18 protein-coding genes are annotated in these 21,169 nt (G+C 70.1%); 14 read left to right on the top strand and 4 right to left on the bottom strand.

The annotated features are described in order from the left end of the window. Window positions 1–77 precede the first annotated feature (77 nt). A complete protein-coding gene (locus tag ACZ1DY_RS36915) occupies window positions 78–1,094 on the top strand; it encodes an ABC transporter permease (protein WP_126737482.1) in 1,017 nt (338 codons plus the stop codon). Then, complete coding sequence (locus ACZ1DY_RS36910; RefSeq protein ID WP_091598657.1) at window positions 1,087–2,019, top strand: ABC transporter permease; 933 nt, start codon at window positions 1,087–1,089, stop codon at window positions 2,017–2,019. Before ACZ1DY_RS36915 ends, ACZ1DY_RS36910 begins: the two co-directional genes overlap by 8 nt. A gap of 357 nt (window positions 2,020–2,376) precedes the next feature. Here the strand turns inward: ACZ1DY_RS36910 and ACZ1DY_RS36905 are convergent, their stop codons facing one another. Further along, window positions 2,377–4,155: an ABC transporter ATP-binding protein gene (locus ACZ1DY_RS36905; RefSeq protein ID WP_192743403.1), complete on the bottom strand. Its 1,779-nt coding sequence runs from the start codon at window positions 4,153–4,155 to the stop codon at window positions 2,377–2,379. 157 nt (window positions 4,156–4,312) lie between these two features. Here ACZ1DY_RS36905 and mshB point away from each other — a divergent pair, with 157 nt between their 5' ends. Genes mshB through ACZ1DY_RS36890 form a run of 3 tightly spaced genes read left to right on the top strand, consistent with a single transcriptional unit; the run spans window position 4,313 to window position 6,358 of the window. Beyond that, window positions 4,313–5,155 (top strand): N-acetyl-1-D-myo-inositol-2-amino-2-deoxy-alpha-D-glucopyranoside deacetylase, encoded by an 843-nt coding sequence (gene mshB, locus ACZ1DY_RS36900; protein WP_257484426.1) that lies wholly within the window; start codon window positions 4,313–4,315, stop codon window positions 5,153–5,155. Next, the gene (locus ACZ1DY_RS36895) at window positions 5,152–5,559 is read left to right on the top strand and encodes a hypothetical protein (RefSeq protein ID WP_465482430.1); all 408 of its coding nucleotides are present in this window, start codon (window positions 5,152–5,154) and stop codon (window positions 5,557–5,559) included. The genes mshB and ACZ1DY_RS36895 overlap by 4 nt, the downstream gene beginning before the upstream one ends. Continuing rightward, the gene (locus tag ACZ1DY_RS36890; RefSeq protein ID WP_126737477.1) at window positions 5,552–6,358 is read left to right on the top strand and encodes a hypothetical protein; all 807 of its coding nucleotides are present in this window, start codon (window positions 5,552–5,554) and stop codon (window positions 6,356–6,358) included. The genes ACZ1DY_RS36895 and ACZ1DY_RS36890 overlap by 8 nt, the downstream gene beginning before the upstream one ends. Here ACZ1DY_RS36890 and ACZ1DY_RS36885 read toward each other — a convergent pair. Further along, entirely contained in the window at window positions 6,342–7,103 is a 762-nt protein-coding gene (locus ACZ1DY_RS36885) for a site-2 protease family protein (RefSeq protein ID WP_219154342.1), read from the bottom strand. The two genes, ACZ1DY_RS36890 and ACZ1DY_RS36885, sit on opposite strands and share 17 nt — an antisense overlap. Window positions 7,104–7,274: 171 nt before the next feature. Here ACZ1DY_RS36885 and ACZ1DY_RS36880 point away from each other — a divergent pair, with 171 nt between their 5' ends. Next, window positions 7,275–7,658 (top strand): WhiB family transcriptional regulator, encoded by a 384-nt coding sequence (locus ACZ1DY_RS36880; protein WP_007028952.1) that lies wholly within the window; start codon window positions 7,275–7,277, stop codon window positions 7,656–7,658. Window positions 7,659–7,791: 133 nt separating this feature from the next. Next, the gene (locus ACZ1DY_RS36875; protein ID WP_465482429.1) at window positions 7,792–11,064 is read left to right on the top strand and encodes a glycosyltransferase; all 3,273 of its coding nucleotides are present in this window, start codon (window positions 7,792–7,794) and stop codon (window positions 11,062–11,064) included. 299 nt (window positions 11,065–11,363) lie between these two features. Here the strand turns inward: ACZ1DY_RS36875 and ACZ1DY_RS36870 are convergent, their stop codons facing one another. Next, entirely contained in the window at window positions 11,364–11,795 is a 432-nt protein-coding gene (locus ACZ1DY_RS36870) for a metallopeptidase family protein (RefSeq protein ID WP_016337110.1), read from the bottom strand. 116 nt (window positions 11,796–11,911) lie between these two features. Between ACZ1DY_RS36870 and ACZ1DY_RS36865 the strand changes: the two genes are divergently transcribed. The 6 genes from ACZ1DY_RS36865 (at window position 11,912) to ACZ1DY_RS36840 (ending at window position 17,027) form a co-directional block, all read left to right on the top strand. After that, complete coding sequence (locus ACZ1DY_RS36865) at window positions 11,912–12,265, top strand: DUF3499 domain-containing protein (protein WP_073848429.1); 354 nt, start codon at window positions 11,912–11,914, stop codon at window positions 12,263–12,265. 72 nt (window positions 12,266–12,337) lie between these two features. Continuing rightward, window positions 12,338–13,693 (top strand): phosphomannomutase/phosphoglucomutase, encoded by a 1,356-nt coding sequence (locus tag ACZ1DY_RS36860; RefSeq protein ID WP_034305253.1) that lies wholly within the window; start codon window positions 12,338–12,340, stop codon window positions 13,691–13,693. Window positions 13,694–13,745: 52 nt separating this feature from the next. Beyond that, window positions 13,746–13,967: a Trm112 family protein gene (locus tag ACZ1DY_RS36855; protein ID WP_126735775.1), complete on the top strand. Its 222-nt coding sequence runs from the start codon at window positions 13,746–13,748 to the stop codon at window positions 13,965–13,967. Then, on the top strand, window positions 13,951–15,042 hold the full coding sequence (locus ACZ1DY_RS36850; RefSeq protein WP_257484430.1) for a hypothetical protein: 1,092 nt from the start codon (window positions 13,951–13,953) through the stop codon (window positions 15,040–15,042). Before ACZ1DY_RS36855 ends, ACZ1DY_RS36850 begins: the two co-directional genes overlap by 17 nt. A gap of 66 nt (window positions 15,043–15,108) precedes the next feature. Next, window positions 15,109–16,332, top strand: a complete 1,224-nt coding sequence (gene manA / locus ACZ1DY_RS36845; RefSeq protein ID WP_465485756.1) for a mannose-6-phosphate isomerase, class I — start codon at window positions 15,109–15,111, stop codon at window positions 16,330–16,332. Between the two features lie 191 nt (window positions 16,333–16,523). Beyond that, window positions 16,524–17,027, top strand: a complete 504-nt coding sequence (locus tag ACZ1DY_RS36840) for a hypothetical protein (RefSeq protein ID WP_465482428.1) — start codon at window positions 16,524–16,526, stop codon at window positions 17,025–17,027. 58 nt (window positions 17,028–17,085) lie between these two features. Here ACZ1DY_RS36840 and ACZ1DY_RS36835 read toward each other — a convergent pair whose 3' ends face one another. Next, window positions 17,086–20,085 carry an AfsR/SARP family transcriptional regulator gene (locus ACZ1DY_RS36835; RefSeq protein ID WP_465482427.1) on the bottom strand — a complete coding sequence of 1,000 codons (3,000 nt, stop codon included), beginning with the start codon at window positions 20,083–20,085 and terminating at the stop codon, window positions 17,086–17,088. Window positions 20,086–20,228: 143 nt separating this feature from the next. Here ACZ1DY_RS36835 and ACZ1DY_RS36830 point away from each other — a divergent pair, with 143 nt between their 5' ends. Next, entirely contained in the window at window positions 20,229–21,143 is a 915-nt protein-coding gene (locus tag ACZ1DY_RS36830; protein ID WP_126735771.1) for a cation diffusion facilitator family transporter, read from the top strand. Window positions 21,144–21,169: the final 26 nt, after the last annotated feature.

The raw sequence follows: 21,169 nt of genomic DNA, 5'->3' as shown, positions 1-21,169 counted from the left end.
GGGTTACCGCCACTACGGTGGACAACCGGGCAGCGGTCCAGCACTTCGGCGGCCAGGCCCGGATGAGGAGCAGTTCGTTGAACCTGGTGATCTACATTCTTCGCCGTCTGGCGATATCGATTCCCGTCCTGCTGGTCGGGACCTTCCTGTGTTTCGTCATGGTCGCCGGCACCGGTGACCCGCTCGCCGAGATGAAGAGCAACCCGGCCATGAGCAAGGAAGCCATCGCGCAGATGGCCTCGCAGCTCGGCCTCGACCAGAGCATCGTGCCCCGGTACTTCACTTGGCTCGGCAACTTCGTCACCGGCGACTGGGGCGTTTCCATCGCACAGGGCAACGCGCAGGCCCCGGTGTTCCCGAAGGTCATGGACGCGTTCGAGGTCACCTTGAAGCTCGTCGTCGGCGCCGAGATCCTCGCGCTCGTCCTCGGCGTCCTCGTCGGTGTGGTCGCGGCGGTCAAGCAGTACTCGATCCTCGACTACATCGCCACCACGCTGGCCTTCCTGCTGTTTTCGATGCCGATCTTCTGTGTCGCCATCGTGCTCAAGCGGTACGCCATCGAGTTCAACGGCTGGGTCCGGGACCTGGGACTGTCCGATGTGCTCGGTAACCCGTGGATCCGTACCACGAGCCCGGAATCACTGAATTTCGACGGCCCGGGCGGTTTCCTCGCCAGTTATGTCGGCGCGTACCTGCTGCCGACGCTGTCCATCATGGCGATCAGCTTCGCCGCCTACAGCCGGTTCCAGCGCGCTTCGATGCTGGAGACGCTGAACGCGGACTACGTGCGGACCGCGCGTGCCAAGGGACTCGCCAACGGCCGGGTCATCTTCCGCCACGCCTTCCGGAACGCGCTCATCCCGGTGACCACGCTGTTCTCCGTCAACTTCGGTGCCGTGCTCTCGGGCGCGATCATCACCGAGACGGTGTTCAACTGGAATGGCATGGGCAAGCTGCTCGTCGAAGCCGTGACCAAGAGCGACACACAGGTGATGATGGGGTGGCTGGTGCTCATCGCCAGCAGCATCATCGTCGCCAACCTGATCGCCGACCTGATGTACGGCATCCTGGACCCGAGGATTCGCGTTGGCTGACTTGAACTCCCTTATCGCGGCGGAAGGTTCCAAGCCCGCCGACGGCGCGCTCCCGGCGGAGGCGCTGCCCGAGCCGCAGAGCCAGGGCAAGCTGGTCCTGCGCAAGTTCCTGCGGCACAAGCTGGCGATGATCTGCACGGCGGTCCTGCTGCTGCTCGTGCTGACCGTGCTGATCATGCCGATCTTCTGGCCGTACAGCTACGAGGACAGCTCCTTCCCGTCCTTCGCCAAGCCCAGCGCGGAGTACCCGCTCGGCACGACGCAGGTCGGCAAGGAGATGGTGTCGCAGATCCTGCGCGGCACCCAGTACTCGCTGCTGATCGCGCTCATCGTGTCGCTCGTCGCCACCACCATCGGCACCGTTTTCGGTGCCATGGCCGGGTATCTCCGCGGCTTCACCGACTCGGCGATCTCCCGCGTGACGGACCTGTTCCTGATCGTCCCGCAGATCGCCGCGGCCGCCATCCTGGCCAAGGTGTTCGGCGGCGGTACCTGGTACATCGTCGCGATGGTGCTGGCGGCCTTCGGCTGGATGCCGATCGCCCGTATCGCCAGGGCCGAGTCGATGTCGCTGTCCCAGCGCGAGTTCGTGGACGCCGCCCGCGCGTCCGGCGCCGGGACGTTCCACATCGTGTTCAAGCACCTGGTGCCGAACATGGTCGGCCTCATCACGGTCAACGCGACCCTCGCGATCGCGCAGGCCGTGCTGATCGAGGCGGCACTGTCGTTCATCGGGCTCGGGGTGCAGCTGCCGGACACTTCGCTCGGCCGCGTCATCCTCGAGAACTACGCGCAGCTGCAGGCGCGGCCGGCGCTGTTCTTCGGCCCGTTCGTGGTGCTGGTGCTGATCTCGCTGACGATCAACTTCATCGGTGACGGACTGCGGGACGCTTTCGACCCGCGTCAGCGCCGTCAGAAGGCGTAAGGCCCTCTCTAGCGCGTGAAGGCCCCCTTCCCTCGGCTCAGCCGAGGGAAGGGGGCCTTCACGCGCTTCAGGGCACTGCGGGGTGTCGCGAAAGCCACGTTGCCAGGCACCTCTAGTGAGTCCAATGCCGTGAAGGCCTCCTTCCCTACTTTGAGGGTAGGGAAGGAGGCCTTCACGGATCGGGAGCCGTATCTCGCGTGCTTGGAGGCGTAACTCGCACATACGTCTCCAGACACGCGAGTTACGCCTTCAATCACGCGAGATACGCCTCCAGACACGCGAGTGTCGTCCAGATACACAAAGGCCCCCTTCACCGCGTCCAGCGCGGCGAAGGGGGCCTTCGCGTACCTCTGAGGGTCAGTCGGCCACCGGGGCCAGCTTGCCCGCCTCCCAGGCCGCACGCCGCTCGGCCTGCAGCACCGGGTCCGCGACCGGGGCGGCCGACAGCAGACGACGGGTGTAGTCCTCGCGCGGCGAGTGCAGCACCTGGTCACGCGTGCCGACCTCGACCAGCTTGCCGTGCTGCATCACCGCGACGCGGTCGGCCAGCAGGTCGACGACGGCGAGGTCGTGGCTGATGAACAGGCAGGCGAACTGCAGCGAGCGCTGCAGGTCCAGGAACAGGTCCAGCACCCGCGCCTGCACCGACACGTCCAGCGCCGACGTCGGCTCGTCCGCGATCAGCAGCGCCGGGTCGAGCGAGAGCGCCCGCGCGATGGCGACGCGCTGGCGCTGGCCGCCGGACAGCTCGTGCGGGTACCGGTTGCGGTAGTGGCCGCCGAGCTCGACCTTGTCCAAAAGGGACGCCACGCGCTCGTTCAGGGCCTTGCCCTGCAGGAACTTGTGCAGCACCATCGGCTCGGCGATCGATTCGCCGATGGTCATCTTCGGGTCCAGTGTGGACGCCGGGTCCTGGAACACGATCGAGAAGTACCGGCGCAGCGGGCGCAGGTCCTTGTTCGACATGTTCGTGATGTCCTTGCCCGCGATCGACACGGTGCCCGCGGTCGGGGTCAGCAGGCGGATCGCGCAGCGGCCGACGGTCGACTTGCCGGAGCCGGACTCGCCGACCAGGCCGACGATCTCGCCCTTGGCGATGCTCAGCGAGACGTCGTCCACCGCGCGGTTCTTCGCCTGGCCGCGACGGCCGGGGTACTCCAGCACGAGGTTCTTGATCTCGAGCGCGGGCGCGTTCTCCTCGATCACCGCGGCGAGCTCGGAGTCCTCGAGGCGGATCTCCTCGGCGATCTTCGTGGCCTCGTCGCTGTCGGCGGAGATGCCCTCTTCGAGCAGGCGGCGGCCTTCCGGACGCTGGCCCAGCACGGGGACGGCGGCGAGCAGCTTGCGGGTGTACTCCTGCGACGGCGACGCGAACAGGTCGCGCACCGGCGCCTCTTCGACGATGTTGCCCTGGTACATCACGACCACGCGGTCGGCGAGGTCGGCGACGACGCCCATGTCGTGCGTGATCAGTACGATCGCGGTGTTGAGCGTGTCGCGCAGCTTGCGCAGCAGGCCGAGGATCTCCGCCTGCACGGTGACGTCGAGCGCCGTGGTCGGCTCGTCGGCGATGATGACCTTCGGGTCGCACGAGATCGCCATCGCGATGACGACGCGCTGCCGCAGACCACCGGAGAGCTGGTGCGGGTACTGCTTGAAGCGCAGCGGCGGGTTCGGGATGCCGACCATCTCCAGCAGCTCGATGGCGCGCTTGTCGGCGGCTTCCTTCGAGATGTCCTGGTGCGAGCGGAGCGCCTCGCGCAGCTGCCAGCCGACGGTGTAGACCGGGTTCAGCGCGGTCATCGGCTCCTGGAAGATCATCGCGACCTGGTTGCCGCGGATCTTCTGGAGGTCCTTCTCCTTGAGGTCGGCGAGGTTGCGGTCGCCGAGACGGAGCTCACCCGCGATCCGGCTCGTCTTCGGGAGCAGCCCGAGCACCGACATCGAGGTCACCGACTTGCCGGAACCGGACTCGCCGACCACCGCGACGATCTCACCCGGTTTGACGTCGAAACCGATGCCCTTGACGGCGTCGACCACGCCTTCGTCGGTCGGGAACGAGACGCTCAGGTCGGAGATGGACAGAACCGAACCCGACACGCCGCCGAGGTCCGACGATGCTGCTTCAGTGCTCACCAAGATGCCCTTCGTGGGGGTACATATGGTCACGGCGCAATGGCCGTGACTCGCGCGAGGATAACCGAGAGCCGCCCGACTAAGGTCGGTGCTCGGGGTTTCCGTTCCCGACACCCTATAAAGGAAAGCGCGCCATGTTCGAATTAGTCTTCAAGCCGTGATCTCCGATCTGCCCAAATTGCTCCTCGTGCACGCCCATCCGGACGACGAGAGCATCACCACCGGTGGCACCATCGCGCGTTACGCCGCCGAAGGCGCCGAAGTGACCGTTGTCACGTGCACTCTCGGTGAGGAAGGCGAGATCATCCCGCCGTCCCTCGACGGCCTCGGCTCGTGGGCTTCGGACCAGCTGGGCGGCTACCGCGCGGGCGAGCTGGCGTCGGCCTGCGCGGCGCTGGGTGTCACGCGGCACCGGTACCTCGGCGGCATCGGCCGCTGGCGTGACTCGGGTATGGCCGGGACGCCGTCCGCGGCCCATCCGCGCGCGTTCTCCGGCGGCGACCTCGGCGAGCAGGCGGCTCAGCTCGCCGAGATCCTCGACGAGGTCCGGCCCCAGGTCGTCGTCACGTATGACGCCTTCGGGGGTTACGGGCACCCCGACCACATCCGCGCGCACGAGGTCACGATGGCCGCGGCCCCGAAGGCCGCGTCTGTCGAGCGGGTCTTCCACACCGTCTCTTCCCGCGACGCCGTCGCGGCCGGCCTCGCCGCGCTGCGCGGGCGCTCACCGTTCCGGGTCCCGGAAGACGGCGAACTCCCGGTGACGCCGGACGAGGCCATCACGACCGTCCTCGACGTCGGCGCGTACATCCCGGCGAAGGCGGCCGCGCTGCGGGCGCACGAGACCCAGGTCAGCGTGCCCGCTCCACCGCATCTCGCGGACCACTTCGCGCTGAGCAACGACATCGCGCAGCCGATCACCCCGAACGAGTACTTCGTGCTCGCGCACGGACCGGCCGAAGGCGCCGCGGCCGATCTGTTCGGGGGCCTCGCGAGGTGAACCCGCCGCTCACCTCGACGCAGCGTCTGCTGCTGGCCCTGCTGGCCTTCGACGCGTTCCTGCTCGGCCTGCTCGAACTGTTCTTCCTGCCGCTCCGGCTCGACGGGATCGTCCTGCCGAAGGTCGGGGACGCGCCTCTGCCGGTGACCGTGGTGCTCGCGGTGATCACCACCCCGCTGCTGGTGCGGACGACCGCGAAAGTGGTGCGGCCCTCCTTTTCGGTGATTCCGCTGCTCGTCTGGGTACTAGTCGTACTGGGAATGGGCGCGACCGGACCCGGTGGTGATCTGGTGCTGATACAGGACTGGCGGGCCTTGCTGCTGATCGGCGGCGGGGCGCTGCCGGGCGCACTGGCGCTGGGTGGCGGTCTTGGCGGGGCAGCGAAGGGAGTCAGCGGTGGGTGAAGCGATTTCGGACCGCCAGGTCGTGGCGGTGCTGCGGCCGTTCGTCCGCGGCTGCGGGCCGATGGTCGACGCGCTGCGTGACGCGGACCCGTTCGGCCTGCAGGCACGAGGACGCCGCCACGAGGATCTCGACGGCGTCGAGCCCGGGCTGAAGGACAAGCTGCTCAACGGGATCACCTCGGTCAAGGTGCCCGGCACCGCGGCGTGGGCCGAGATGTCGAACTACCAGCGGACCGACTGGTGGGTGAACCGGGTCGGCCGGTTCACCGCGCTGATCACCGCGATCCCCGGTCTCGGCGGCGCGCTGGCCGACCGGCTGCCCGTGCAGGACGCGCTCGGTTCGGCGGCGCAAGGCGTGTTGCTGTGCGCGATCGCGGGGGAGTACGGCGTGACCGACGTCGGCTCCCGTGTCCGGCTGATCGCGTGGGTCCTTTTCGAACGCGACATCGATCCGGTACTCGCGGCGGGCAAACATGCCGATCACGACAAAGCCGCCGAAGACGACGAAGCGGCGAAGCTCACCGAAGAACTCGACGACGCGAAGAAGAAGCACGGCAAGATCACCCTGAAGGCCGCCGCCGGCACGCTGTGGCGCTTGGGCAGGGGTCTGCTGGGCATCGTCGACGAACTGGAGAAGCGGCCCCGGGGCCGTCTTTTCCACCGCGCGCTCGGGAAGCTGCCGGTCGTCGGCATGGCGGGCGACTACCTCGGCGAGCGGTCCGGCCTCAAACGCGTCTGGAAGCGGGCGCACGAGTGGTTCACCGAGCACCCCGAGGGCGAGCTCACTTCCAGAACATGAACGCGTCCTGGCCGTACATGGCGGCCAGCTTGAAGCCGCCGACGGCGTCGAAGATCGCGAAGGACCCTTGCCACAGCAAGCGGCTCGCACCGTCCACGAGGAACAGCACGGCGAAGAGCACGATCGGTGCCCACGGCCGGGCCTTCGCGCCGAACTCGCGCGCGCCGGGCGAAAGGTACGGCTCGATCGCGCCCCAGCCGTCGAGGCCGGGGATCGGCAGGATGTTCAGGATGAACGTGACGATCTGAAGCAGCGCCAGGAACGAAAGACCGATCACGAGACCGGACGCCATCGGCACCAGCGCGACGACGAGGGTCAGCAGGACGCCGACGGCGAGGTTGCTCAGCGGTCCGGCGAGCGAAACCCACGACTGGACCCCGCGCGAGCGCAGGCGTCCGTGTTCGATCCAGACCGCGCCACCCGGCAGCGGGATGCCGCCGATGATGAGGAATACCAACGGCAGGATGATGGACAGTGCGGGATCCGTGTATTTCCGGACGTCCATGGACAGGTAACCCTTGTGGGCGACGCTGTGGTCGCCGCCTCGGAACGCGACGACCGCGTGCCCGAATTCGTGGAGCGTCAGTGACGCGACCCAGCCGCCCGCGACGAGCAGGACCACGCCGGCGATGATCAGCGGGTCGTACTGCTGGCTGGAAATCGTGGTCGCATCACCGAAAGCCGCCAGTACACCGCCCAGGACGGTGACCGCGAGGATGCCGAGGAAGATCGGGCTGGGCCGCACTGCTGATCTCTGCACCCCTCCAGTCTTCCGTATGCCCGATGTGAAGTTCTCGGCGTGTCCCCTTGCGCTTCCGCGCGCGGGTATCCCCCGAACTCGCTACTCCGCTTGACCTGACCGCACTACACGGGTGTAATCACAGTGATGTCATTCGTCGCTGGAAGGGGGCGGCGGATGGTGTTTCAACACCGCCAGCCTGGGGAGTGCGTGGACAGCGAGGAGGCGGACGTGCGGTTGGAAGCAGATGGAAGGGAATGGGGGCAAGTCGTGGGTTGGGGTGAGGTCCCGGAGCAGCAACTGGGCGATCTCACCGAGCTTTTCGACGACGCCTCCGCGGAAGAGCAGGACTGGCAGGAACGGGCCCTCTGCGCGCAGACGGACCCGGAGGCGTTCTTCCCCGAGAAGGGCGGCTCCACCCGCGAAGCCAAGCGGATCTGCCTCGGTTGCGAGGTCAAGGACGAGTGCCTCGAGTACGCCCTCGCGCATGACGAGCGGTTCGGTATTTGGGGCGGGCTCTCCGAACGCGAGCGTAGGAAACTGAAAAAGCGAGCCGTGTGACGGCGATCTCCGGCGGCCTGTGCGCGCCGGAGATCGCTTACGCCCGCTTCCACATAGTGGGGCCACCAACGGGTGACAGGGTCGCGTCGTAGGGTGGCGGCACTCGACTTCGCCGCCACATCTGGAGTGCCCGTTGTCACGCACCGCCGCGTCACCTGTGTTGCGCACGGTCCCCGTTCTGGCCATTGTGGTCTGTCACGACGGCGAGAACTGGTTGCCACTGGCGCTTTCCGCGCTGCGGCGCAGCGGAGTCCGGCCGCGGCACGTCCTCGCGGTCGACACCGGATCCACCGACGGGACGGCGAAGATCCTCGCCGACGCGGCGTCCGTCGGCGAAGCACCGGTCCTGGACGGAATTCTCACACTTTCCCGTGACGTCGGCTTCGGTGCCGCCGTCGGCGCGGCCGTCGAGCACGCCGTCGAACGCTGGGGTGATCCCGGAGGCTGGCTCTGGCTGCTGCACGACGACTGCGCGCCGGAACCCGACTGTCTCGAAAACCTGTTGGCAGCGGCGGAAAACGAGCCCGAGGCGACGGTGCTCGGCCCGCTCGCGGTCGACTGGAGCGACCCGCGGCTCATCGTCGAAGCCGGGTTGTCGACCGACGCCATCGGCCACCGGCAGCAGATCTCACCGGACGAGGACGACACCGCCGTGCTCGCCGTGCCGAGCGCGGGATCGCTGGTGCGGCGGGAAGTCTGGCACGAACTCGGCGGCTACGACCCGCGATTTCCGTTGCTGCGCGAGGATCTCGACTTCGGCTGGCGCGCCAACGCGGCGGGCGGCCGCGTGCTCTCGGTGCCGTCGGCCCGGCTCCGGCACGCTCGCGCGCTCAGCACCGGACAGCGCGAACCGGACGCCCTCGGCCTTCCCCTCGCGACGGCGAACCGCGCGCACGGGCTGCGGGTGTTCCTCGTCAACTGCTCCCCACTGTCCTTTTGGTTCGGCCTTTTTCGAATTCCGGTGTTCGCGGTGCTGCGGGCGCTCGCGTTCCTGGTGCTGCGGCGTACCGGCGAGGCTGGCGCGGAACTCGCGGCCGCCTGGTACCTGCTGCGCGGCCGTGGAGGACTGCGCGCGGCCCGCGCCGAACGCCGGAAGACCGGCAGGCCGGGACGGGTAGGCGGGCTGTTCACCGGCCGGATGACGCGGGTGCGCAACGCGGTGCGCGCCGGTGTCGTCGGTCTCGTCCGGCGTGGCGTGGAACGGGATTTCGCCCTCGGGACGGTGCCGGAGAGCGTCGATCAGGAAGGCGCCTGGATCCCGCCGGAGGCGGTGAAGGCCGGACAGGATCGTCCGGTCGGTCCCGGCGCGCTGCCGGCGGGGGCGATGCGCGGTGTCGGCTCGCGGGGGACGGGCCTGCGGCGGCCCAGCGGGGTTGTCGCGGTCGCGGTGCCCGAGAAGCCCGCGGAGGCTGGGCCGAAACCGTCTCCGGTGCCACGGGATGGCGGACAGCGGCCGGAACCGGAGCTCGTGTTCGTCGAGGTGGACCGGAAGCGCGTGCTTGGCGCGACCGTGTTCGCCCCGCCGGTGATCATGCTCGTCGTGTTGACGGCCCTCGCGTTCGTGATCAACGGATCCCGGCTGGGGCTGGACCTCTTCGGCGGGAAGCTGCTGCCGGTCGGCGGGCTCGGCGAGATCTGGTCGTCGTATCTCGCGCCGTGGCACGCGATCGCGGGCGGGACGGCGAGCCCCGCGCCCGCGACGCTGCCGGTGCTGGGCACGCTCGGCGCGCTCTTCGCCCCGATCGGCGGACCCGCTGCGCTGGTCGCGATCCTGCTGATCGGTGACATCCCGCTCGCCGCGCTGAGCGCGTACGCCGCCACTCGGCACCTTCGCGTGCGCCGCTGGGTGCGGGCCGTCGCCGCGGCGGCGTACGGCGTGCTCCCCGCGGCCACGGCTTCGGTCGCGCAGGGACGGCTCGACGTCGTCGTCGTGCATCTGCTGCTGCCACTGGTGATCGCGGGCCTCGTCGGGCTGCTGGTCCGCGCGGATTCGCGCTGGCTGCACGTATCCGCGCTGAGCGCGATCGGGCTGGCGCTGATCGGCGCCTTCTCACCGCTGGCGTACGCGCTGGCGCTGGTCGGGTTGCTGATCGGGTTCGTGGTGCTGCCGTCGCCGACGGGGCTCGCGCGTCGGATCGCGTCGGTCGGCATCGTCGTGTTCCTGCCGCTGGCGTTGCTGCTGCCGTGGCCGAGTGTGCTGCTGCGGCATCCGGAACTGTTGCTGCACGGGCTCGGCGGCGGCGCCACGGCCGCGTCCGGTGCCGACCTCGCCGGGCTGGACCCTGGCGGTCCCGGCGCGTGGCCGATCGGGGTGGCGCTGGTCGCGGCCGCGATCGTCGCGCTGGTGGTCCGGCCGTCGAAGGGCGCCGCCGGCGGTGTCGCGGTCGTCGTGCTGGGCGTGCTCGGGCTGGTGGCGGTGCGGTTCGTGGCCGTGACGCCGATGTCGGGCGGCGCGCACGCGACCGGATACGCCGGGGTGCCGCTGCTGGTGATCAGCGCCGGACTGCTGTGGACGGTGCTGGCGACCTGGCAGCGGGGCGGGTCCGGGGTCGACCCCGCGCCGTGGCTGGCGAAGGTCACGGCCGTGGCCGGGGTGCTCGTGCTGCTGGCGCTGGCGACCGGTGCGGTCGTCGCCGGGCGGGAAGGGCCTTTGCGCGCGGGTGCGCGTCCCTCGCTGGCTCCGGAGATTTCGGCGGAACTGGCTTCGAGTGGCCGCTCCGTGCTGGTGATCGGTGACGTCGCGCGGCAGACCGGTGGGCGATTGCCGAGTTTCGGCGACGACGAGTTGGCGCCGACGCCGGGCAGCGCCGATCGGCTCGCCTCGTGGCGCCGGGATCTGCTGCAAGGCTCGCCGGACGCGGTCAAACAGGCCTTCGCGGCCGCTTTGGCCTCGGGCGTGTCGTATGTCGTGCTGCCGAGCGGCGCCGACGGTGGCGCCTTCGTCGAACTCGCGCGTGAACTGGTCGTTTTGGCGGAGCCGACCTCGGACGGGCGTCCGGTGCTGCGGCTGCTGCCCGCCGGTGGTCAGGTGGCGCTGATCTCGCCGGAACTGGCGCAGGCCGCCGTGACCGGGAAGGGCGCGCCGGGGGCGTCGCCCGGGGTGGCGCCGGTGCAGGCCGGGCTGCCGGACGTGCGGGTGCGTGTCTCGGAAGGACCGACCGGGCGGCTGCTCGTGCTGGCCGCGGAGTTCGAGGCGGGCTGGCAGGCGAGCGTGGACGGCAAGGCGGTGCCGATCGTGCGGGCGTGGGGGCATCAGGTGGCGGTCTCCGTTCCGGCCACGCCTTCGGAGGTCGTGGTGGAGCATCAGGGCACGACGCGGAATCTGCTGCTGCTGGCGCAGGTGGCGGCGGTTTTGTTCACGCTGCTGACTGCTGTTCCTACGCGGAGGCGCTCTGCGGCTTCTTGAGCGGCTGGGCTGTCCTGAAGGGCACCTGCGAGACGTTGAACGTCCCGAAGGGGCCCTTCAGGACGTTCGGCAGCGGTGGTCGGGGTTCCCGATGTCGCATTCGTGTCGCTCAGCGTCTCGAATGCGACATCGGAAACCTTGCCCAAGACCCCGCGGTCCCGAGTTGTCCACAGCCCCTTCCCCTTGTGGACAACTCCGCGCTCCGGCGGCGTTTTCGCAGGTCCCATCGGTGCCCCGCGATACACTGGGCTGGGGACGCCCCCCGGGGAAGGGCGGGGGCTGGGGTGCGGAGGTGAGGGTTATTCGCCTTCGATGACGTCGGGTTCGACGCCCAGGTAGCCGGCGACCTGTTCGACGAGGACGTCGTGCACGAGTTCCGCGAGTTCGCCGGGGTCCTTCGCGCGCGCTTCGAGGGGGCGGCGGTAGAGGACGATGCGGGCCCGCGTCGGGAGGCCGGCGCGGTCGACGCCGGCCGGCACCAGCCGCGAGAGCGGGACGGCGCCGTCGTGCAGTACGCCATCGACTCCGGCCGGTGCGCCATCCGAGCGAACTTCGGGGACGTCGTCGACGGCGACGTCGAGCTTCGTCAGCTCGTGTCGCCACCGCGCTTCGATCGGTTCGAGCGCGTCCAGAACCAGCGCGTCGAACCTTTCCGCCCTGCTAGCGGCGGCGGGAAGGGTCGACGGATACAGCGCTCCGCGCAGGCCCCGGCCGTGCCGGTCCCGTCGCATCCGCCGTCGCTGTCGGGAATCACGAGCCGTCGCCACGAACCGAAGGGTACGCGCTCGGCGAATCAAAGCGCGTGTCGCCGGTACGCCCGGCTCGCGACGCGCTATCGTTCTCGATCGTGCGGAGCGTACGAAAGTGTTCGCGAACGGGTTGTCTCGAACCCGCTGTCGCCACGCTCACGTATGCCTACAGCGATTCGACCGCCGTCGTGGGCCCCTTGGCCACCGCGAGCGAGCCGCACTCCTATGACCTCTGCGAGGCGCACGCCCTCCGGCTGACCGTGCCCAAGGGCTGGGAAGTCGTCCGGCACGAAGGGGCCTTCGCCGCCCCGGACCCGTCCGCCGACGAGCTGACCGCGCTGGCCGAGGCCGTGCGCGAGGCGGGCCGGTCCGACAAGCCCGCGCCCGAGCCCGAACCCGAGGGCCCCTCGGGCAGGCGCGGCCACCTGCGCGTCCTGCCCGGCCGCGCCTGACGCGAAGGCTCGCCGGTAGGCTTTCGAGCGCGCCAGAGGGCGTTGTAACGAGACTATTGGCGGGGAGCAGGCGTGCCAGACCTTTCGGGCATCGTGAAGGCCTACGACATTCGCGGCGTGGTCGGTGAGCAGCTGGACGCGGCACTCGTCCGCGACCTCGGATCGGCGTTCGCCCTGTTGATCAAGCCGGAGTCCGACTCCGTGGTGATCGGCCACGACATGCGCGACTCCTCGCCCGAGCTGGCCGCCGCGTTCGCCGACGGCGTGACCTCGCAGGGCCTCGACGTCGTGTCGATCGGCCTCGCCAGCACCGACCAGCTGTACTTCGCGTCCGGGTCGCTCAACCTGCCGGGCGCCATGTTCACCGCCAGCCACAACCCGGCGAAGTACAACGGCATCAAGCTGTGCCGCTCGGGCGCCGCCCCGGTCGGCCAGGACTCCGGTCTCGCGGAGATCCGCGACACCGTCGAGCAGGGTGTGCCCGCCTTCGAGGGCCAGCGCGGTTCGGTGACCGAGAAGGACGTCCTCGCGGACTACGCGGCGTACCTGCGCAAGCTCGTCGACCTGTCGGGCAGCCGTCCGCTGAAGGTCGTCGTCGACGCGGGCAACGGCATGGGCGGCTACACCGTTCCGACGGTGTTCGCCGGCCTGCCCATCGAGGTCGTCCCGATGTACTTCGAACTCGACGGCAACTTCCCGAACCACGAGGCCAACCCGCTCGACCCGAAGAACATCGTCGACCTCCAGGCGAAGGTGCGCGAGGAAGGCGCCGACGCGGGCCTCGCCTTCGACGGCGACGCGGACCGCTGCTTCGTCGTCGACGAGCGCGGCGAGCCGGTCTCGCCGAGCGCCATCACCGCGCTGGTCGCCATCCGCGAGCTGGAGAAGGAGCCGGGCGGCACCATCATCCACAACCTGATCACGTCGAAGGGTGTCCCGGAGATCGTCGCCGAGCACGGCGGCAAGCCGGTGCGCACCCGGGTCGGGCACTCGTTCATCAAGGCCGAGATGGCCAAGACCGGCGCGATCTTCGGCGGGGAGCACTCCGCCCACTACTACTTCCGCGACTTCTGGCGGGCCGACACCGGCATGCTGGCCGCGCTGCACGTCCTCGCCGCCCTCGGCGAGCAGGCGGGCCCGCTGTCCGAGCTGACGGCGGAGTACTCGCGCTACTCGGCCTCCGGTGAGATCAACTCCACCGTCGACGACCAGGTCGCGCGCATGATGGCGGTCAAGGACGCGTTCGGCGCCCGCGACGGCGTCGAAATCGACGAACTGGACGGGCTCACCGTGCAGCTCCCCGGCGGTGGCTGGTTCAACCTGCGCCCGTCCAACACCGAGCCGCTGCTCCGCCTGAACGTCGAGGCCGCCGACGCCGAGGCCGTCCGGGCGCTGACCGAAGACGTATTGGCGATCGTCCGTGGGTAACGAATGTGTCGTGAAGACGCACATAGAGTCGTCCCACAGGTAGGGAGTAACCATGGCCGTCACGTTCGACGCACAGTTGCTGGAGATCCTGGCCTGCCCGTCCCCCGATCACGCGCCGCTGCGGCCGGGGACGGCGGCCGATCCCGAGGCCGACGCGCTGACCTGCACGGAATGCGGTCGCGAGTATCCGGTCCGTGATGGAATCCCGGTACTGTTGCTGGACGAAGCCACCGAGCCGACGACCCCGGATGGCGCCCATGCCGACGGTCCCTGACGATTCCCTGCTCGACGATCCCGCGAGGCTGGCCGAGGCCGACACCGCGGGGCTTCTCCGTGCCGCCGCGATGGCGGGCGCCCAGGTCCGGGCGACCGCCGAAACCGCGGCCGAACTCGAGCTGAGCGATCGCCTGGACGTCGGGCGCCCGCGCTCGCTCGTGCTGATCGACCGGCCGGGGGTCAGCCGGACGCTGACCCGGCTGGTCGCCGCGCTCCTGACCCCGTCGTGCCCGGTGCCGGTGGTCGTCGCCGAGGTGGTGCCGAGCTGGATCGGCGCGCTCGACGTGGTCTTCGCGCACACCGACGACGCCGGTGACCGCGAGCTGGCCGCTTCCTTGGAACGCGCCGCCCGGTTCGGGGCGAGGGTCGTGTTGTCCGCCCCCGACGAAGGCCCCGTCGCGGCCTCCATCGCGGGCAAGGGGCTGCTGCTCGCACCGCGGATCCCGGTCCCGCCGGAGATGGCGTTCCCGCGCGGGCTCGCCGCCGCGCTGCTCACCGCGAACGCGCTCGGCCTGCTGGTGGCCGATCTGGAGCAGCTCGCGGACCACCTCGACGCGGAGGCCGAGAAGGACTACCTGGCCAGGGATTCGTTCGCGAACCCGGCCAAGGCGATGGCGCTGAAGCTGGCCGAACGCCAGCCGCTGCTGTGGGGGCTGGACCCGGTCGCGGTCGCCGTCGGCGAGCACGCGGCCCACGCGTTCGCCGCGCACGCCGCCCTCGTCTGTGATGTCGAGGACTATCGCCAGGCGCTGGCCAGGCCCGCTTTGCGGCGGGCGGCGTTGTCCGGGGGCGTGGATCGCGATATCTTCGCGGACCCGGAAGAGGGGGCCGGCGCGACGCCGAGGGTGTTGCTCCTCTCCGTTCGCACGGGGCCCGCCGCCGAGGCGGCCCGCTATCAGGCGGAAGACCTGCTGCCCGGCGGCGACGTGATCGCCCCGGCCGAAGAGATCGAAACGGACGAGATCGTGCGTGCGGCCGTTCTCGCGCTCCGTTTCGAGCTGGCCGCGGTCTATCTGGGGCTGGCCGTCGGCAGCATCGGCGGCGCCGGGAGGTACACGCCCGCAACGGCGTGAGTCCCGAGCGCGACGTAAGCAATGAGGGCCGGCACCACCCGTGCCCGGCGAGGAGTTGAGGTGACAGTGGAGCTGCTGCGCAATGCCGTGCGGCCCTACGCGTGGGGATCCAGGACGACGATCCCCGAGCTGCTGGGGCGCCCGGTGCCGGCGCCGCATCCGGAGGCGGAACTGTGGATGGGCGCCCACCCCGGCGACCCGTCCCACGTCATCGGCCCGGACGGCACCGAGCGGAGCCTGCTGGAGCTCGTCGAAGCCGATCCGGTCGGCCAGCTCGGCACGATGTGCGCCGACCGCTGGGGTGGCAGGCTGCCGTTCCTGCTGAAGATCCTCGCCGCCGAAGAGCCGCTTTCGATGCAGGCGCACCCGTCGGCCGCGCAGGCGGCGGAGGGTTACGCACGCGAGGAGTCGGCGGGGATCCCGCGCGACGCCTCGAACCGCAACTACCCGGATCCGACGGCGAAACCGGAACTCGTCTGCGCGCTGACGGAGTTCCACGCGCTGGCGGGCTTCCGCGATCCGGAGCGCACGATCTCGCTGCTCAAGGCGATCGAGACGCCCGGGCTGGCGAAGTACGCGGTGCTGCTGGAGGCCCAGCCGGATCCGGCCGGGTTGCGCGCCCTGTTCACCACCTGGATCACCCTGCCGCAGGCGGCGCTCGACGAACTGCTGCCCGAGGTCCTCGATTCGTGTGTGAAGCACGTCCAGGAACGCGGCGAGTTCGACGTCGAATGCCGCACCATCCTGGAGCTCGGCGAGTCGCATCCCCGGGATGCGGGGGTGCTCGCGGCGCTGCTGCTCAACCGGCTCACCCTCAGCGCGGGCGAGGCGATCTACCTGCCCGCCGGGAACCTGCACCTGTACCTGCACGGCACCGCCGTCGAGATCCTGGCGAACTCGGACAACATCCTGCGCTGCGGGCTGACCCCGAAGCACGTCGACGTGCCGGAGCTGCTGCGCGTCGTCGACTTCGCGTGCGGCGAGATGCCGGTCCAGAGTGGCGAACGCGAGGACCGCATGTCGGTGTACCGCACCGACGCGCCCGAGTTCGAGCTGTCGCGGATCGAATGGGAGGCCGGGGACGGCGGCGAGGTCGCCGTCCACGACGTCGGCCCGCAGATCCTGCTGTGCACCGCGGGGAGCCTGCTGGTGACCGCCGACGACGGCGAGCAGGTCGAACTCAGCCGCGGCCAGTCGGTGTGGCTCCCGGCCGCCGACCCCGCCGTCCGGGTGCGGCCGCTTTCCGGCGAGCGCACCCAGGTGTTCCGCGCCACCGCCGGCACCTGCTGACCCCTTCCGCATTCAGTCCTCTGGATGCGGTACTTGCGCGTGCAAGGACCGCATCCAGAGGACTGAACGGGTGCGGGCTTGGCCGAAGTGTGTGCGTTCCGTGTGGTGGCTTCCGCAACTATCGCCCGAAGGGGTGACCCGGCGCTTGGCGTCGGCTCGTCCCGGATGTCGATAGCCAAGGAGCAGCAGTAGTGACTTCCCATCCCGACACGGCGAGCGGACGCGCTTTCCGGGTGCCGGTCTCCGCGCGCCCCACCGCCTTGCTCGCCGCGCTCGGAGCCGCCGTGGTGACCGTGCTCGTCCCGGTCGTCGACCTGGTGCTCCCGCTGCCGAGCGGCCAGGACCTGGTCGGCTCCGCGCAGGCGCTGGCCAGGTTGGCGGGTGAGACGATCGAGTCCGTCAAGGCCGCGGGATCCGGCCTGCACGGCCTCGCCGCCGACGCGGAGAGCAGGCTGAACCTTCCGCTGGTCGTGCTCGTCTCGCTCGGCGCGCAGGTGCTGCTCACAGCCGCGCTGGTGGTGTCGGGTACCCAGCCAGTGCGCGTGATGCTGACCGTCGCCGGGCTGATCAACGTGTTCGCGGTATCGCGCCTCGGGCCCGCCGCGCCGCCGGTGTGGGACGCGGCGGCCAACGGCGTGCTGGTGATCGTGCTGGCCTGGTTCTCCGCCGGACGCCGCGAACCACGGTTCGGGTGATCCGCACCCGATGGTGACTTCCGGGTGGTGCCCGTCTGAGGGGTCGGGCACCCCCCGGTCAGGCCGGGGCGGGTTCGGTGAGCGACAACAGCAACCGGACGAGGGTCGAAGCGTTGGCGTCGTGGGGGACTTCCAATCGCTTCGCCTCTTCGCCCGCCGCCTCGGCCGCCTTCGTTTCCCCGACGGCCTCGTACGCCCTGCGCAACACGTGCAGGGTGAGGGCCGTCGCGGGTTTCCCGCCCATGGCGCGGAATTCGTCAAGGCATTGGCGCAGCACGGGAATCGCGCGATCGGCCTGCCCGTCGCCGATCCAGCTCGCGGCTATCGCGCGCGTGCAGGAAAGCTCCCTCGGCCGTTCTTCGAGCGCTCCCGCCAGCCGCCGCGCGTGTTCGTACGCCTGCACCGCGCCGTCCCGCCGTCCGGCACCCGCGAGGATCGCGCCCTGGGTGCGCAACGACTTCGCCAGCGCCGATTTCGCCGTCGTCCGGCGCAGCACGCGGACCGACTCCTCGATCGTCTCCAGCGCCTCTTCCGGGCGGCCGCCGAGCATCAGCGACCACGAAAGCCCTTGCAGGGCAACACCGAGCTGACGTTCGTCGCCGCGTTCGCGCGCGTCGGCGAGGCTGCTCCTGTCGATCTCCAGTGCCTCGGAGATCTTGCCGAGCCGATGCAGCGCCGCGGATTCCGCCTGCCGTGCGTACGTACCGCTTTCCTCCACAGTGGACAGTTCGCGGGCCTGGGTCGCGGCGTGCAGGGATTCACCGGCCCTGCCGAGCCCGACGAGGCAGCGCGCCAGATTCGTCTCGACCCACGCCTGCGCGGAGATGTCGCCCAGCTCCGCCAATTCCTTCGAACATTCGCGGTAGCCCTCGGCGGCGAGCTCGTACTCGCCGCGAACGTGCAGCAGCACCGCCAAGTTGGCCTCGGCGATGACCACGATGTGCCGGTCGCCCGCCTCACGGGCGGCGTCGCGCAAGGTCTCGTACGCCGTCCGCATGTCGGTGTAATGACTCTGCAGGTACAGGTACGCGCTCAGCCTTTCCAGTATCCGCAGCGCTTTCCGCCGCCAGCCCACGGCGCACAGCGAGGAGACGGCGGCGACCAGGTTGGCCCGCTCCACGGAGAACCAGGTGCCGGGGTCGCGCAGCAGCCGCTCGACCAGCTCGCCGGCCAACGGCTGGGCGGGCACGTCGTGATCCGACAACGGCATCGGCACCGTCCTCGGCAGGCGGCGGGCCGCCGTGTCGGCCAGGCACAGCGCCGCGTCCGACACCTTCGCGACCGTTGCCACCCGCTCGGCGCGGGTCTCCAGCGCCCGGCCGAGTTCCGTGGCGAACACGCGCACGAGATCGTGGACGCGGAACCGCTGCTCGCCCGTCGGATCGAGACCGGTGGCTTCCAGCAAGCTGGCCTCGACGAGCTCGTCGATGGCCTCTTCGGCGCCTTCGTCGTCGATCAGCGTCGACACCGCCCAAGCGGGCAGGTCGAGGGTGCGGCAGCGGCCGATCAGCCGGAACGCGCGCCGCGCCGCCGGGCTCAGCGCCTCATAACTCAACGCGATACTGCCGCGGACCTGGAGATCGCTGACCTGGAGCTCGTCCAGGCGCGAGACCTCGTCCTCCAGTTTCCCGGCGAGCTTCCCGAGCGGCAGACCGGGCCGCATCGCGAGCCTGCTGCCGGCGATCCGCAACGCGAGCGGGAGATTGCCGCAGGCCTTGGCGATGCGTTCCGCGTCCGCGCGTTCGGCGCCCACCCGGCCCGGCCCGGCCAGCCGCGCCAGCAGGGCCATCGCCTCGGTGCCGGACAGCGGCGCGAGATGCAGCCGATCCGCCCCCGCGAGCCCGGAAAGCCGACGCCTGCTGGTGATCAGCACCGCACTGCCCGGCGTTCCCGGCAGCAGCGCGCGAACCTGCTCGGGGCTCGCGGCGTCGTCGAGCACCACGAGGACCCGCCGATCGGCGAGGCGGCCGCGATAGACCGCCGCCCTGGCCTCGACGTCGTCCGGGATGGCCGGACCGGTGACGCCGAGCGCGCGCAGCAGGTCGCCGAGGACGTCGGAAAGGTCGCGAGGGTCGGAGGCGCCCGCCAGCGGGACGAACAGCTGACCGTCCGGAAAGGACCGGCGGAGCCTGTGCGCGGTGCTGACCGCGAGCGTCGACTTGCCAGCCCCCGGTTCGCCGGTGATCACCGCGACCGGGACGCCGGCGGATTCGCCGAGCAGTGCGGAGAGCCGCGCGATCTCGCTCTCGCGGCCCGCGAGATCCGCGATGTCCGGCGGCAGCTGGCAGATCGGGAAGACCGGCGCCGCCTTGGCCGCGGGCACCGGATCCTCGCCGCGCAACACCGCGGCGTGCACCCGGCGGACCTCGGCACCGGGCTCCACACCGAGCTCCTCGACGAGCGTGGCGCGCAGATCGCGGTGGACGGCCAGCGAATCGGCCTGCCGTCCGGCGCGGTGCAGCGCGATCATCAGCTGCGCGGCGAGCCGCTCGCGCAGCGGATGCTCGGTGATCATCGCCTGGAGCTCGCCGGTGAGCTCGCCGTGCCTGCCGTCGGACAGTTCGGCGTCCACACAGTCTTCGAAGGCGGCCAGGCGTTCCGACTCCAGGCGGGCGATGTCCGCGTCGAGGCGGGGGATGTGCAGTCCGGAAAGGACCGGGCCGCGCCATTCCGCCAGCGCGCGGCGGTAGTGCCCGGCAGCGGCCGCCGGATCGCCCGCCCGCGCCGCCGCCTTCCCCGCCGCGGCGGCTTCGCGGAAGGAAAGCAGATCGAGGTCGGCAGGCTCGACCACCAGCCGGTAACCGTGCGGCTCCCGCTCGATCTCCAGGCCCTCGAACCGGGCCCGCAGGCGCGAGACGTACGTGTGCAGATTCGAGGAGTACGACTTCGGTGGCGTGTCCGGCCAGAGGGTCTCGACCAGCGCGTCGACCGGGACGGACGAGTTCGCGTTCAACAGCAGGACGGCCAGCAGGGCGCGCTGGTGCTCGCCGCGCGGCGTCGTGCGCCGCCCGGGCGGGCTCTCGATCGTCAACGGTCCGAGCACGCCGAATCGCGGCACGGGCACCTCCCCAGGTCATGAGAGGGGCGAGACTAACGAGGGGCCCCGACAATTCTGTGACCTGTCCCGCCCGCCGTGTACGGGCACATCCGCACTGCTAGCCTTCGAACCCGGCATATCGGGACACCATTGGGGAGTTGCACGTGTCTGCAGGTGGCGGAACCAAGGCGATCATCGCCGCGCTCGTGGCGAACGCCGGAATCGCGGCCGCGAAGTTCACCGGCTTCCTCATCACGGGGTCGTCCTCGATGCTGGCGGAGTCCGTGCACTCGCTCGCGGACACCTCGAACCAGGGGCTCCTGCTGCTCGGCCAGAAGACGTCGCAGCGCAAGGCGACCCGCACGCACCCGTTCGGTTTCGGGCGGGACCGGTACTTCTACTCGTTCATCGTCGCGCTGATGCTGTTCAGCCTCGGCTCGGTGTTCGCGCTGTACGAGGGCATCCACAAGATCTCGCATCCCGAAGAGCTGACCTCGCCGCTGGTGGCGGTCGGCATCCTCGTGGTCGCGATCGGGCTGGAGTGCTACAGCTTCTACACCGCGATCCAGGAGTCGAAGAAGATCAAGGGCGATGCGGGTTGGTGGGCTTTCATCCGCCAGGCCAAGACGCCCGAGCTGCCGGTGGTCCTGTTGGAGGACGCGGGCGCGCTGTTCGGACTGGTGTTCGCGCTCGGCGGGGTCGGGCTGTCGGTCGTCACCGGGAACCCGGTGTGGGACGGCATCGGCACCGTGACGATCGGTGTGCTGCTCGGCATCATCGCGATCATCCTGATCATCGAGATGAAGAGCCTGCTGATCGGCGAAGGCGCCTCCGAGACCGATCTCGACGTGATCGTCGACGAACTCGCCGCGGGCAAGGTCGAGCGGGTCATCCACATCCGGACGCTGTACATCGGCCCGGACGAGATGCTGGTGGCCGCGAAGCTCGCCCTGGTGCCGGGGCTGGAGACCGCGGACATCGCGCAGGCCATCGACGACGCCGAAGCGCGTGTGCGGGCGAAGGTGCCCACGGCGAAGCTGATCTATTTGGAGCCGGATCTGGACCGCGCGCTGGCCTGAGCGGCCGCCATCCGGGGCAACTCTCC

It is taken from the genome of Amycolatopsis sp. PSD-21, from assembly GCF_055561455.1.
This window is presented reverse-complemented; position numbering and strand designations above follow the sequence as displayed.